We start from the raw sequence: 13359 nt of genomic DNA, 5'->3' as shown, positions 1-13359 counted from the left end.
TTGCCAACCGGAGTCCGCCGGGATTGAAATCGCGCGAAGAAACCGTAGGCGATTCATTTGGTATAGTTTGCTCGGCCGGAGTCGAGCAACCATTGCTCGAATTGGTCCGCCGGCAAGGGAACGGTATACCAATAGCCTTGCGCATAGTCGCAGCCGGCCGCGGCCAGCAAGTCGCGCTGCCGTTCGGTTTCGACGCCTTCGGCGATGACCTGCATGCCCAGCGTGTGGGCCATGGCGATCATCGCCGCGCATAACACCCGGTCGTTCTCGTTGCTGTCCAGGTTGCGGACGAAGCTGCGGTCGATTTTCAGGAAATCGATGTCGTAGCGCTTCAGGTAGGCGAGCGACGAGTAGCCGGTGCCGAAGTCGTCGATCGCCACCTGGATGCCGGCATCGCGAAACAGTTGCAGCTTTTCGGCGACGATGGGTTTGCCGCCCAAGGTCAGGCTCTCGGTGATTTCGATCGTGACGCTGTCGCCCGGCAAACCGGCGTCGAGCAGAATTTGCAGCCAGTTCTTGTAAAAGGTTTGATCAGTCTGAAACTGTACCGGCGACTTGTTGACGCTGATCTGGAAATCGGGGCGAAAGCGTTCTCGCCATTCGCCGACTTGGTGGATCGCGCGCCGGAAAACCCAGTCGCCGATATCCAGGATCAAGCCTTGTTCTTCGGCCAGCGGGATGAAAATATCCGGCCCAATCAGGCCGCGTTGCGGATGTTGCCAGCGGATTAGCGCTTCGGCCTTGTAAACCGAACCGTCGCGCAGGTCGACGATGGGTTGGTAGTAGAGTCTGAGTTCGGCGTTGGCCAGGGCTTGGCGCAGGCCGTTGACGATGCTCAGCCGATTCAGCGCGACTTCGCGCATGTCCGAGGTAAAGTAGCTATAGCGATTGCGACCCTGGTGCTTGGCATCGTACATCGCCTGATCCGCATTTTTGCGTAAGTCGTCGAGCGCCTCGGCGTCGTCCGGGTAAAACGTGATACCTATACTGGCCGAAATGTAAAAAACCTCGCCTTCCACATGAAAACTGGTCGCCAGTTTTTCCAGGATATGTTCGGCGATACGCGAAGTGGCGCTCGGCGACTCGATGTCTTCGAGAATCACGGTAAATTCGTCGCCGCCCAAGCGCGCGACCGTGTCGGTGGCGCGCACGCTGCCGCTCAGACGCCGAGCCGCTTCCTGCAGCAATTTATCGCCGATGTCGTGGCCCAGCGTATCGTTGATTTCCTTAAAATGATCCAGGTCGATAAACATCAAGGCCAGCGGAATGCCGCTGCGCTCGGATTTTTTGACGGCTAAACTGAGGTGTTCTTGAAACATCCGGCGGTTGGGTAGGCCGGTGAGCGGATCGAAATTGGCCTGGGTCCAGATCAATTCCTCGGCGCGCTTCTTTTCGGTGATGTCGGAGAACAGAGCCACACGCCGGTGCGGCGCGCCGGCTTCGTCGAAAATCGTATTGATCGTCAGCCACTCGGCAAAGATTTCGCCGTTTTTGCGCTTATTCCAGATTTCGCCCTGCCAGGCGCCGCAAGTGTTCAAACGATGCCACATTTCCTGGTAAAAGCCGGCGTCGTGGCGGCCGGAATTGAGCATGCGCGGTTTTTTGCCGACCACTTCGTCCAGCCGATAGCCGGTCAATTCGGTAAAGGCCGGATTGATGTTCAGGATCGCACCGTTGGCGTCGGTGACCATCATCGCTTCGCCGCTGTTTTGATAGATCAGCGAGGCCACTCGCATTTCGTCCTCGTTGCGCTTGCGTTCGGAGATGTCGCGAATGAATGCGGCAAATTCCCGGCCTTGCGCGGTTTCGACCAAGGTAACCGACAATTCCACCGCGAAATGCCGGCCCTGCCGATCGATCGCCAGGGTTTCGACGCGCATGTTCAGGCGGTTGGCGCCGGATGCCAGAAAGGTCCTCACGCCTTCTCGATGCTGCTGCCGATAAATCGGCGGCACGATGGTTTCCAACAGTTTCCGGCCCAAGGCCTGGTCCCTCGGCCAACCGAACATCGTTTCGGCCTGATGGTTCCAGCCGCTGATGGCCCCGCTTTCATCCATCAGCACGATAGCGTCCAGTGCGTTTTCGATGATCGCATCGAGCTTGCGTTGTTTTTCCAGGACCCGGTTTTCGCTGGCCAACAGTGCCGCCTGATAGGTCAGCTCGGCGATTTTGGCTTGGTGCTGGCGCAATTCGTCCAGTTGTTCGTGAATGATCTGATTGAGCAGGTCGATGTACTGGCCTTCGGTGTGCTTGACCACGTCGTGTTCGCGGACGGTGGCCAGCATGTCGCCCCGGTCGTCGACAACGACCAGGTGACGGACGCCGCGAGTCTGCATCAGTTGAACCGCGTCGATGACCAGATGCTCGGGAGACACGCTGAGCACCGGACTGCTCATCGCGTCGCCGACCAGCATATCGGCGGCTTGGCGGCGATAAAGGCGGACCATGTCGCGCTCGGTGATGATCCCGACCGGCTTGACGCCGTCGACGACGATCGCGCAGCTGGCGCGGCAGGCATGCATGCGGACGGCCGCGTCGCCGACGGTCGCGGTACGGCGTAGCGACAGCACGTTGGTGTCCATGATGCTGGCGATCGTGCGCAGCCCGACGAATTCCTCGATCCCGCTATGCCGGCGAAAATCGGTTTCGGTGACGATGCCGTTGAGCCGGCCTTGGTCGTCGACGACCGCCAGATGGCGTATTCCGTGCTGTATCAATAAATGAACCGCGTCACGAAAATCGGTTTCGGCTGGTGCGGTAATCAGCGGAGCCGCCATGAAATCGCCGACCGGCAGCGCCAGATCGGTGCCGTTGCCGAGCAGTTTGACCATATCCCGTTCGGTGACGATACCGAGCGGCATTTGCTGTTCGCCGATGACCAACGAGCTAATGCGGCGGCGCGCCATCATATCGGCGCAATCCGCCAGCGGTGTCGCGGGCGCGACTTGCACGACCTCCCTGGTCATCAAATCGGCAATGGTTTTTCGACTCATCCTAATCTCGTGGTGCCCTATGCGGTGTCAGGCCCGGCCGAGCCTTCCGCTATTTTAGCCCTTTCGCGCCGGATCGGGTTGTCACACAACCTTAAACAAACCTTCATTCCACTGTCACACGGCCAATTTAAGCTAGTCCCATCGCGTTAAGGACCAAATAACAAAAGGAAAAACGGTTTTCCAACGCCGTGCGGCCGTCGCGGTCGACACGCGCGGCAAAGCTGAGGGGGAAGGGCCATGAAGCTGATTTATTCGATACACAAATACGACGTTTCGTTATTTACCTGGCTGAATGGCGTCGGTGCGCACGCCAATTTGGTAGGTGTATGTCGATCGATTTCCAGGACCGGCGACGGCGTGCCGTATGTGATGCTGGCGATTTGGTTGTACTGGGACCAGGGCGGTCACGACCGGCTGCTACAAGCGCTGTTGCTGGCATTTCTGTTGGAGCGTCCGATTTATTGGTTGCTGAAGAACGGCTTCAAACGCAACCGGCCGCAGCAGGCGCTGCGCGATTTTCGCAGCACGATCAAGCCGTCCGACCAGTTTAGTTTCCCGTCCGGCCATACCTCGGCCGCTTTCATGGTGGCGACTCTGCTGGGCAATTTCCTGCCGACGCTGATGCCGTTGTTGTATCTGTGGGCGGCGTCGGTGGGGTTTTCGCGGGTAGTGTTGGGCGTGCATTTTCCGACCGATACGCTGATGGGGGCTCTGCTGGGCGTTGCCATCGCGATTTTTAGCTTAAATCAAACCTTATTATGAAAATATTTTACGGGGTGCAGGGGACCGGCAACGGTCATATCACCCGCGCCAGAGTGATGGCCAGGGAGCTTAACGCGGCCGGTTTCGATGTGACGTTTCAATTCAGCGGCCGGCCGGCCGACAAGTATTTCGACATGGAGGTGTTCAACGGCTACCAGCTCAAGGATGGCTTGACCTTCAATACTCACAAGGGCCAGGTCAGTTACGTTAAGACCGCGTTGCAAGCCAAGCCTATCCGCTTTGTCAAGGACATCGGCAGCCTGGACTTGAGCGGCTACGATTTGATCATCAGCGATTTCGAACCGGTGACGGCTTGGGCCGCCAAACGCCAGCGCAAGCCGGTGTTGGGTATCGGTCATCAATATGCGTTCGGCCATGATATTCCGCGGGCCGGCGGCGACCCCATCGCCGAGCGGGTCATGAAGTATTTCGCGCCCGCCGACATTGGTATCGGCCTGCATTGGCATCATTTCGGCCAGCCTATATTGCCGCCCATCATTGAAACCCCGGCGTTTCCGCAAAGCGTGCAGGCGAACAAGATTCTGGTGTATTTGCCGTTCGAGGACATCGGCGAAGTGATGACGCTGCTGAGTCCTTTCGAAAATTACCAGTTTCATGTCTACGCGCCGGAGCCGATCGCCAGCCCCTACTCGCATATTCAGTGCAAACCGCTGTCTCGACAAGGCTTTCAAACCGATTTGTACGACAGTGCCGGCATCATCAGCAACGCCGGCTTCGAGCTGGCCAGCGAATCCCTGCAATTGGGTAAGAAGATACTGGTCAAGCCCTTGCACGCCCAGATGGAACAGATCTCCAACGCCGCCGCGTTGAAACAACTGGGTTACGGGCACACGATGTACAACCTGGACGCGGCGGTGATCGACGAGTGGTTGCGGCATCCGCACGCGGTGCATGTGACTTATCCGAACGTTGCCAAAGTCATCGTCGATTGGCTCAAGGACGGCATGCCGGCAATGGACGCCGATTTCACCGAACGGGTCTGGGAAAAAGTGGACGTGCTACAGGTCAGCTATTGACTGATCCCGTCTTCAATCATCGCCTTCGCCGCTGGCGGTGCCTTTCAATTGCTGAGACAGCAGCGTCTGCGCGCCGGTCGTGACGACTTCCTCGCCGGCTTGCAGGCCGGCCGTCACGAAATAGTCAAGACCGTCCGCCGCGTAGTCTAGCAACGGCCGCGCGCTGAAACGGTCGTCGGCCGATTTGACGAACACCGTGGCTTGCCCCAAATGCCAGACCAGTGCGGAGGCCGGAATCCGCACGCCGGTCTGGCCGGTTTCGGCGCCGGGCAGCCAGGCCGTTAGCGGCGCGCCGTAGGGCAGGCGGCAGGCTCGGCACAGCATGAAGTAACGGCGACCCTGGCTGACCGGATCGACTTGCGGCGCCGGGGCGATGGCTTCGGCGGTCAGTTCGGTCTGGGGTTGGGCGTCGGCCTGAATTCGGGCCTTGCCGACGGCAAGATCGACGGGTGCGTTGGCCGGTAAGGTGATTTGCAATAGCTGGGCTTGGCCGGTCAGTAGCTGTTCGGCTTGCGGATGATTCGGGCGGGTGAACCAGTCGGTTAATGTTGCCCCCCAGGTCAGCCGGCTGGCGGCGGTGATCGCTTGTTGTTGGTAGCCGCTACTTGCCAGGCCGGATTTGTCGGCCTGCCACAGCGCTTGTTGTTCCTGGAGGCGGCGGGTGGAAACAATGTCTTGCCGGTGCAGGTCGCGGGTCCGGGCCAAGTTATGGGCCGATTCGTCGAATTTGGCCCGAGCGCTGTCCTGTTGGACTTGCGCGGCCAAATATTGCTGGCGGATTGCCAACAGCGGCTCCGGGTTCAGCACGCTGCCGTAGGCCGAAAATTCGGAACGGCGCCGGCTGCTTTCCAGGCGACGGGTGACGATGCCGGCCAAACGTTGGCCGGACCGAGTCAGCGTCAGCGCCTCGGTGGCGGCGCCGGCGGCCGGGACCTGGCCGGGCTCGGCATCGTCCGGGTCGGTAGCCGCGGCGGCGCTGGCCGCGACCGAGGCAGCGAGCAGACAGGCCGGAATACGGAGATTGCGCATGATGTGATCGAGTGAATGTCTGAGAAACCGGCCGATTCGACGCCGGCGGATCGTCGAAATTATAAGGGTGCGCGCCAATGGCGCCCTGAATTTTTTGTTGTGTAAAAAAATTAGCCCGTTATGCTGTTGGGCTACCGTTAGGCTTTACAGGATATCGTCATGAGTGAAACGCCAGAAAACTTGAAATACGCGGCCACCCACGAGTGGGCCAAGCTGGAGGATGCCAACCTGGTTCGGGTCGGGATTACCGATTTCGCCCAGTCCGAACTGGGCGACATCGTGTTCATCGGCTTGCCGGAAGTCGGCAGGACCGTCAAGCAAGGCGAGCAATGCGCCGTGGTCGAGTCGGTAAAAACCGCGTCCGATCTGTACAGCCCGGTTGGCGGTAGCGTCGTCGCGGTCAACGACAGCGTGGCCGACGCGCCGGAGCAGGTCAACGACGCGCCGTACGCCACTTGGCTATTCTGCGTGCAGGCTGCCGATCCCGGCGAATTGGACGGCTTGCTGGACGCCGCCGCGTATACTGCTCAAATCGAGGCTTAGGAAACGGCATGGCCAATCAAAACGCAAAAGGATTGAAGCGCTTGGTGAATGCCTGCTTCTTCTCGATCGCCGGCTTCAAAGCCACCTGGCAACATGAGGAAGCGTTTCGCCAAGAGGTGGTTTTGTTCCTGGTGACTACGCCGCTGGCGATCTGGTTGGGGCATACCCCAATCGAAAAAGCCTTGCTGATCGGCAGCGTGGTGTTGGTGCTGTTGGTGGAACTGTTGAATTCGGCGGTTGAGGCCGTCGTCGATAGAGTCGGTTTCGAGCATCACGAATTGTCCGGCCGGGCCAAGGACATCGGCTCGGCGGCGGTGATGCTGTCGCTGATTTGGGCCGCCGCGACCTGGGCTCTGATCTTGTTGTAACGGCCGGACCGGTTCGGCCGGTCTGCTATCTTTGCCTTGTACCGGGCGCCAACATCCGGTACCTTAGCGCCCGCCGAAAAACGTTATTTCAAGGACAACAATGAGCGCACTTATCTGTGGATCGATGGCCTACGACACCATCATGGTGTTCCACGACAAATTCAAAAATCACATCCTGCCCGAGAAATTGCACATACTGAACGTGTCGTTTCTGGTACCGGCGCTGCGCCGCGAATACGGCGGTTGCGCCGGTAACATCGCGTATAACCTGAAACTGTTGAACGAGGAACCGCTGATCATGGCCACGGTCGGCCACGATTTCGAACCCTACGCCCATTGGCTGAGCCAATGCGGCATTTCCAGCCGTTACATCAAGGTGCTGGACGACCATTACACCGGTCAGGCTTACATCACCACCGACGTGGAAGACAATCAAATCACCGCCTTCCACCCCGGCGCGATGAATTTCTCCCATCTGAACAGCGTGCCGTTGGCGTCCGAGATCAGCGTCGGTATCGTTTCGCCGGACGGCAAGCAAGGCATGCTGGAGCACGCCGAACAATTCGCCGAACTGGGAATTCCGTTTATCTTCGATCCCGGCCAGGGCATGCCGATGTTCGACGGCGACGAATTGTTGAAATTGATGGATCTGGCCAATTACGCCACGTTTAACGATTACGAGTCGGAATTGATGCAACAGCGCACCGGCTTGAGTCTGGAGCAACTGGCCGAGCGGGTCGACGCGTTGATCGTGACCTTGGGCGGCCAAGGGTCGAAAATTTATACGCGCGGCGAGTGCATCGACATCCCGTCGGCCCAACCCAAGCAACTGGCGGACCCGACCGGTTGCGGCGACGCATTCAGGGCCGGCTTGTTGTACGGTCTGATGAACGACTACGATTGGGACGTGACCGGCCGGATCGCGTCGTTGCTGGGCGCGATCAAGATCGAGCACAACGGCACTCAAAACCACACCTTCACACTGGCGGAATTCAAGGCCCGTTACGAACAAACCTTCGGATCGACGTTTTGAGTTTAGCCAAAACCCAAGCCTTGCTGGCCTTGATGGCCCGGCTGCGCGATCCAGACACCGGTTGTGCCTGGGACGTCAAGCAGGACTTCCGCAGCCTGATTCCCTACACGATAGAAGAAGCCTACGAAGTCGCCGACGCGATCGAGCGCGACGACTTCGATGATCTGCGCGGTGAACTCGGCGACTTGCTGCTGCAAGTGGTGTTTCATTCCCGAATCGCCGAAGAACGCGGCTTGTTCGATTTCGAGCAAGTCGCCGGCGCGATCGGCGACAAGCTGGTGCGCCGCCATCCTCACGTATTCGCCGACGCCAAATTCGACAGCGACGAACAACGCCAGCAAGCCTGGGAAACCGCCAAGGCCGAGGAACGTCAACAAAAGCGGCCGGCCGACGCCGATGAAAGCGTGCTGGCCGGCGTCGCCCAAAGTCTGCCGGCTCTGGTGCAATGCGAGAAAATTCAAAACCGCGCCGCCAGTCACGGCTTCGATTGGCCGGCCGTCGAACCGGTATTCGACAAGGTTCGCGAAGAATTGCAAGAAGTCCATGAAGCCTGGCAATCCGGCGATCAAGCTCACATCCACGAGGAAGTCGGCGATTTGCTGCTGGTAGCCGTCAATTTGGCCCGCCATCTGAAAGTCAATCCGGAAATCGCGTTGCGCGAAGCCACTCGTAAATTCACTCGCCGCTTCAATTTCATCGAACGCGAGGTTAAGGCCAGCGGCCGGCAATTGTTGGATTGCGAGCTGGCCGAACTGGACGCGTTATGGAACGAAGCCAAGCGCCGCTTGCAAAGCCAATGAAGCCTCGATCCGGCCCGATCGGCGCGCTATCCGCCGCCGCTCTATTATCGCTAGGTATCTGGATGTCCCGGCCGGTCCAGGCCGAGGTGTTGGGCACCATCTCGGACGACACGGCCGCGCCAACGGTGCCGGCCGAGAGCTCCGGCCGCGACGACCGCAAAATTGTTTACCGGGTCATTTGCACGCCGGAAGACCACGATCTACCGGATTGCGACCAATCCACTGTCGATGGCGGCGTTGTCCCGTCTTCGGCCAATGCGGTTGCGGTACCCGATTTACCGGCCGATGCCGAGGACGACGCCAAACTGGAGAGCGCGGCCGCCGAACCGGCGGCCGCCCATGCCCGAAAATCCGGCAAGTCTAAAAAAGCCGGAAAAAAGACCGCGGCCAAATCCAGCGCCGGCAAGAAACGGCATCGCTAGCCGCCGAATCGGGTTTCAGGCCGCCTGGGCGTAACCGCCGGTGGCGGTTTGCGGCTCCGGCGCGGCATCCAGCAGGCGTTGGCTGTCTTCCAGCCAATGCACGATGCTCAACTGGCCGGCGGCATTCTCGACCAGGGCGGTACAACTTTCTACCCAGTCGCCGCAGTTGGCGTAAGTCTTGCCAAACTCCATATCGCTGATGTCGGCGTGGTGGATGTGACCGCAGATGATGCCGTCCACCTTGCGTTTTTGGGCTTCCAGACTCAGGATGTGCTGGTAGTTGTCCATGAACGCGACGATATTCTTGACCTTATGCTTCAAATACGCCGACAGCGACCAGTATTTGTAACCCAAACGGGCGCGGATCGCGTTGAACCAGCGGTTGATGTACAGCAGCACTTCGTAAGCCTCGCCGCCGATGTAGGCCAAGCTCTTATTGTGGCAGACGATGCTGTCGAACTCGTCGCCGTGCAACACCAGAAAGCGCCGGCCGTCCTGGGTCTTATGGACCGCGTTTAGTTGAATGTCGATGCCGTTGAAATGCATGCCGGCGTGTTTGCGGAACATTTCGTCGTGGTTGCCGGGAATGTAGACCACGCGGGTGCCGGCCTTGGCTTTTTTGATGATGCGTTGCACGATGTCGTTATGCAGCGCCGGCCAGTAAAAGCCGCTACGAAATTTCCAGCAATCGATGATGTCGCCGACCAGATACAGGTAGTCGGACTCGCTGTTGTCCAGAAAGTCCCGCAAGTACTCGGCCTTACACCCCTTGGTGCCGAGATGGGTATCGGAAATCCAGATCGAACGATAGTGCAATTTCATGGCACGCTCACCATAGCAGTTTGACATGAGTTCAGCATAAATCTGTTATGTGACAGCTCGGTAAAGCTTGCGTGACATTTCGGTTAAAGCTGCTTGGGCCGCCACTTTCGGCGTTGTCGGCTATGCTTGTGGCGTGGCGTCCAGCTTGATCGCTCCGTCGATCGGCATGGTTGTCGTTATTCGAATCGCCATCGTTTCAGCCGAACCTACGGAGTAGTCATGAGTACCGAAATCAACCTGTCCGACACCGAACTGCGCCAGATCGACGCCTACTGGCGCGCGTGCAATTACTTGGCCGCCGGGATGATTTACCTGCGCGACAATCCCTTGCTGCGCGAGCCGTTAAAACCCGAGCACATCAAGCGCCGCCTGCTTGGCCATTGGGGTTCCAGTCCCGGTTTGAGTTTTGCCTACGTGCATCTGAACCGCTTGATTAACAAGTACGACCAAAGTGTGCTGTTCATCGCCGGCCCCGGCCACGGCGCGCCGGGCGTGTTGGCGCCGGTTTACTTGGAAGGCACCTACAGCGAGATTTATCCGAACAAGGGCGAAGACGAAGAAGGCATGCGCCAGTTTTTCAAGGAATTCTCGTTTCCGGGCGGTATCGGCAGCCATTGCACGCCGGAAACGCCGGGTTCCATCCACGAAGGCGGGGAGCTGGGTTACAGCATTTCCCACGCCTTCGGCGCGGCTTACGACAATCCGGATCTGCTGGTCGCGGCCGTGGTCGGCGACGGCGAGGCCGAGACCGCCGCGTTGGCGACCTCCTGGCATTCCAACAAATTCCTGAATCCGGCCCGCGACGGCGCCGTGCTGCCCATCCTGCATCTGAACGGCTACAAGATCAACAACCCGACCTTGCTGTCGCGCATCTCGCATCAAGAGCTGGAAGACCTGTTCAAAGGCTACGGCTGGACCCCGTATTTCGTCGAGGGCGACGATCCGCTGACAATGCATCGGAAAATGGCCGAGACCCTGGAAACCTGCCTGCTGGAAATCCGCAAGATACAACAGGCCGCCCGTGCGGGCAGTGAGGTAGTAAGGCCGCGCTGGCCGATGATCGTGTTGCGCTCGCCCAAGGGTTGGACCGGCCCCAAGTTTGTCGACAATCGCAAGGTCGAAGGCTTCTGGCGCGCTCACCAAGTGCCGATGGCCGAAGTCAGGGAAAAGCCGGCGCATTTGGCGCAATTGGACGAGTGGCTGAGGAGCTACCGGCCGGAAGAATTGTTCGACGCCAACGGCAGTTTAATTCCGGAATTGAAAGCACTGGCGCCGAAGGGGCCGCGACGGATGAGCGCGACGCCGCACGCCAATGGCGGCGTATTGCGCCGAGCATTGCGGATGCCGGATTTTCGCGACTACGCGGCGGCCTTGCCCGGCCCCGGCAAATCGGTCGCCGAGAACACCCGGCCGCTCGGCCTGTTCCTGCGCGACATTATGGCGGAGAACATGCGCAACTTCCGGGTATTCGGCCCGGATGAAAATTCGTCCAACAAACTGGATGCGATCTACGGTGCCAGCAAAAAAACCTGGCTGGCCGACTATTTGCCGGAAGACGCCGACGGCGGCGAATTGGCGACCGACGGCCGGGTCATGGAAATGCTGTCCGAGCACACGCTGGAAGGCTGGCTGGAGGGCTATCTGCTGACCGGCCGCCACGGTTTTTTCTCGACTTACGAAGCCTTCGTTCACGTCATCGATTCGATGTTCAACCAGCACGCCAAATGGCTGGCGATGATGAAGGCCGTGTCTTGGCGGGCGCCGGTGTCGTCGTTGAATCTGCTGATTACCTCGACGGTCTGGCGCCAGGACCATAACGGTTTCACCCACCAAGACCCCGGTTTCCTGGACGTGGTCGTCAACAAAAGCCCGGAAATCACCCGAATCTACCTGCCGCCCGACGTCAACTGCCTGTTGTCGGTCGCCAACCATTGCTTGCAAAGCACCAATTACATCAACGTCATCGTCTGCGACAAGCAAAAACACTTGCAATACCTGGACATGGACGCCGCGATCAAGCATTGCACCAAAGGCATCGGCATTTGGGAATGGGCCAGCAACGACAACGGCAGCGAGCCGGATGCGGTGCTCGCCAGCGCCGGCGACATTCCGACCAAGGAAGCGCTGGCGGCGGTGGTCCTACTGCGCGAGCATTTTCCGGACTTGAAAATTCGCTTCGTCAACGTCGTCGATCTCTACAAGCTGACCCCGGCCGCCGAGCACCCGCACGGCTTGAGCGACAAGGACTTCGACAGCCTGTTTACCGTCGATAAGCCGGTTATCTTCAATTTCCACGGCTACCCGTGGCTGATTCACCGTTTGACCTACCGTCGCACCAACCACAAAAATCTGCACGTACGCGGCTACAAGGAAAAAGGCAGCATCAACACCCCGCTGGAATTGGCGATTCAAAACGAAATCGACCGTTTCAGCCTGGCCATCGATGTGATCGACAGGATACCCGCGCTCCGAGTCGCCGGCGCCCACGTCAAGGAAAAACTCCGCGACCGCCAAATCGAATGCCGCAACTACGCCTACGAAAACGGCGTGGATCTACCGGAAGCCGACAACTGGCTGTGGCCTTGATCGTTTGCTAAACCCGTCGGCCCCAGCATTCCGGCGCGAGCCGGAATGCTGGGGCATCGCCGCGGGCGCGGCGGAAGCCTAAGCGTTGTGGCCCAGCGCTTGGCTTGATTCAATGTCGGCGCCTTAATTGCCATTGCAGGTCGTAAAATGATTTACGGAAGGAGACACTCAATGTTTAACAACGGGTTGTCGCGCGGGTGAATCGTGGTGTGGTGGTATACGGAAACTGTTTAATTACTTGTTAGTCATTGGAAATCATACAGATGGACTGTTATACGTTTATAAGTTACCAAACCGCCGATAAGCAGATTGCGGGCCGAATCAAGGAACTTCTGGAGTCTATCGGGATCGCCTCATTTCTAGCACACGAAGATATTGATGTTTCCGAAGAATGGAGGCTGAAAATATTAGAAGAGATAAGGAAAGCGAGTGTTTTTATCTGCATTTTAAGCAAAAGCTATTTTGAGTCTTCATGGTGCGTCCAAGAATCTGGAATCGCAGCTTTTCGAGCGGATATGACAATTATTCCGCTGTCTCTTGATGGAAGCATCCCACAGGGGTTCTTTTCACATATTCAATCGACGAAAATCTCACTGGAAAATTTGGCATTACCCGTGTTGTTCCCGGCTCTTATACAGCATGACTGTACAGGAACAATAAATGAAATTATTAGGATTATTGGTCGTTCTAAGTCATTTCGAGGTGCTGAAGCTAATTTTAAAATGATACTTCCGTATCTTGATGATCTGACGCCTGAACAAAACAAAGACCTTCTTGAACGATCGGCAGAAAATGGCCAAATCCACCATGCTGGGTTATGCGCGACCGAATATTTACCGCCTATACTAGAAAAGCATGGTCACCTGCTCAATCAAGAGACGAGAAACTATCTTGGTGGCATATGTGAGGAATATCTTGCGAATAAGCGCGATAAGATGCGCTAAATAGGATGTGCCGACGCAAG

General features: G+C 58.0%; 12 protein-coding genes. 9 read left to right on the top strand and 3 right to left on the bottom strand.

Annotation, left to right across the window (positions count from 1 at the left end; all coding sequences use genetic code 11):
- Positions 1–53: 53 nt before the first annotated feature.
- Positions 54–2993 carry an EAL domain-containing protein gene (locus A1355_RS22835; protein ID WP_064031586.1) on the bottom strand — a complete coding sequence of 980 codons (2940 nt, stop codon included), beginning with the start codon at positions 2991–2993 and terminating at the stop codon, positions 54–56.
- A gap of 237 nt (positions 2994–3230) precedes the next feature.
- Between A1355_RS22835 and A1355_RS22830 the strand changes: the two genes are divergently transcribed.
- Positions 3231–3755, top strand: a complete 525-nt coding sequence (locus A1355_RS22830) for a phosphatase PAP2 family protein (RefSeq protein ID WP_064031585.1) — start codon at positions 3231–3233, stop codon at positions 3753–3755.
- Positions 3752–4792 carry an MJ1255/VC2487 family glycosyltransferase gene (locus A1355_RS22825; protein WP_064031584.1) on the top strand — a complete coding sequence of 347 codons (1041 nt, stop codon included), beginning with the start codon at positions 3752–3754 and terminating at the stop codon, positions 4790–4792. Before A1355_RS22830 ends, A1355_RS22825 begins: the two co-directional genes overlap by 4 nt.
- Positions 4793–4804: 12 nt before the next feature.
- Here A1355_RS22825 and A1355_RS22820 read toward each other — a convergent pair whose 3' ends face one another.
- Complete coding sequence (locus A1355_RS22820; RefSeq protein ID WP_064031583.1) at positions 4805–5821, bottom strand: efflux RND transporter periplasmic adaptor subunit; 1017 nt, start codon at positions 5819–5821, stop codon at positions 4805–4807.
- Between the two features lie 159 nt (positions 5822–5980).
- Between A1355_RS22820 and gcvH the strand changes: the two genes are divergently transcribed.
- The 5 genes from gcvH to A1355_RS22795 all read left to right on the top strand — a co-directional run bounded on the left by gcvH (position 5981) and on the right by A1355_RS22795 (position 8987).
- Positions 5981–6364, top strand: coding sequence for a glycine cleavage system protein GcvH (gene gcvH, locus A1355_RS22815; RefSeq protein WP_064031582.1), 384 nt, complete (start codon positions 5981–5983; stop codon positions 6362–6364).
- Positions 6365–6372: 8 nt separating this feature from the next.
- Positions 6373–6732, top strand: coding sequence for a diacylglycerol kinase (locus A1355_RS22810; protein WP_064031581.1), 360 nt, complete (start codon positions 6373–6375; stop codon positions 6730–6732).
- A gap of 100 nt (positions 6733–6832) precedes the next feature.
- The gene (locus tag A1355_RS22805; RefSeq protein ID WP_064031580.1) at positions 6833–7765 is read left to right on the top strand and encodes a carbohydrate kinase family protein; all 933 of its coding nucleotides are present in this window, start codon (positions 6833–6835) and stop codon (positions 7763–7765) included.
- Positions 7762–8565, top strand: coding sequence for a nucleoside triphosphate pyrophosphohydrolase (gene mazG / locus A1355_RS22800; RefSeq protein WP_082885722.1), 804 nt, complete (start codon positions 7762–7764; stop codon positions 8563–8565). The genes A1355_RS22805 and mazG overlap by 4 nt, the downstream gene beginning before the upstream one ends.
- The gene (locus tag A1355_RS22795; protein ID WP_064031579.1) at positions 8562–8987 is read left to right on the top strand and encodes a hypothetical protein; all 426 of its coding nucleotides are present in this window, start codon (positions 8562–8564) and stop codon (positions 8985–8987) included. The genes mazG and A1355_RS22795 overlap by 4 nt, the downstream gene beginning before the upstream one ends.
- A gap of 15 nt (positions 8988–9002) precedes the next feature.
- Here the strand turns inward: A1355_RS22795 and A1355_RS22790 are convergent, their stop codons facing one another.
- On the bottom strand, positions 9003–9809 hold the full coding sequence (locus A1355_RS22790; RefSeq protein ID WP_064031578.1) for a UDP-2,3-diacylglucosamine diphosphatase: 807 nt from the start codon (positions 9807–9809) through the stop codon (positions 9003–9005).
- A 219-nt stretch (positions 9810–10028) separates the two neighbouring features.
- Here A1355_RS22790 and A1355_RS22785 point away from each other — a divergent pair, with 219 nt between their 5' ends.
- Both A1355_RS22785 and A1355_RS22780 read left to right on the top strand, forming a co-directional pair.
- Positions 10029–12395 carry a phosphoketolase gene (locus A1355_RS22785; protein WP_064031577.1) on the top strand — a complete coding sequence of 789 codons (2367 nt, stop codon included), beginning with the start codon at positions 10029–10031 and terminating at the stop codon, positions 12393–12395.
- A 263-nt stretch (positions 12396–12658) separates the two neighbouring features.
- Positions 12659–13339 (top strand): toll/interleukin-1 receptor domain-containing protein, encoded by a 681-nt coding sequence (locus A1355_RS22780; RefSeq protein ID WP_064031576.1) that lies wholly within the window; start codon positions 12659–12661, stop codon positions 13337–13339.
- The last annotated feature ends 20 nt before the right edge of the window (positions 13340–13359 follow it).

The organism is Methylomonas koyamae (assembly GCF_001644025.1).
Taxonomy (GTDB): domain Bacteria; phylum Pseudomonadota; class Gammaproteobacteria; order Methylococcales; family Methylomonadaceae; genus Methylomonas; species Methylomonas koyamae_A.
Note: the sequence above shows the minus strand (reverse complement) of the source record. Positions and strands in the feature narration are given on the sequence as shown.

Excerpts from the sequence above, each read along its gene's own strand:
- A1355_RS22835 (WP_064031586.1), bottom strand. The coding sequence starts at position 2,993 with ATGAGTCGAAAAACCATTGCCGATTTGATGACCAGGGAGGTCGTGCAA.
- A1355_RS22830 (WP_064031585.1), top strand. The coding sequence starts at position 3,231 with ATGAAGCTGATTTATTCGATACACAAATACGACGTTTCGTTATTTACC.
- A1355_RS22825 (WP_064031584.1), top strand. The coding sequence starts at position 3,752 with ATGAAAATATTTTACGGGGTGCAGGGGACCGGCAACGGTCATATCACC.
- A1355_RS22820 (WP_064031583.1), bottom strand. The coding sequence starts at position 5,821 with ATGCGCAATCTCCGTATTCCGGCCTGTCTGCTCGCTGCCTCGGTCGCG.
- gcvH (WP_064031582.1), top strand. The coding sequence starts at position 5,981 with ATGAGTGAAACGCCAGAAAACTTGAAATACGCGGCCACCCACGAGTGG.
- A1355_RS22810 (WP_064031581.1), top strand. The coding sequence starts at position 6,373 with ATGGCCAATCAAAACGCAAAAGGATTGAAGCGCTTGGTGAATGCCTGC.
- A1355_RS22805 (WP_064031580.1), top strand. The coding sequence starts at position 6,833 with ATGAGCGCACTTATCTGTGGATCGATGGCCTACGACACCATCATGGTG.
- A1355_RS22795 (WP_064031579.1), top strand. The coding sequence starts at position 8,562 with ATGAAGCCTCGATCCGGCCCGATCGGCGCGCTATCCGCCGCCGCTCTA.
- A1355_RS22790 (WP_064031578.1), bottom strand. The coding sequence starts at position 9,809 with ATGAAATTGCACTATCGTTCGATCTGGATTTCCGATACCCATCTCGGC.
- A1355_RS22785 (WP_064031577.1), top strand. The coding sequence starts at position 10,029 with ATGAGTACCGAAATCAACCTGTCCGACACCGAACTGCGCCAGATCGAC.
- A1355_RS22780 (WP_064031576.1), top strand. The coding sequence starts at position 12,659 with ATGGACTGTTATACGTTTATAAGTTACCAAACCGCCGATAAGCAGATT.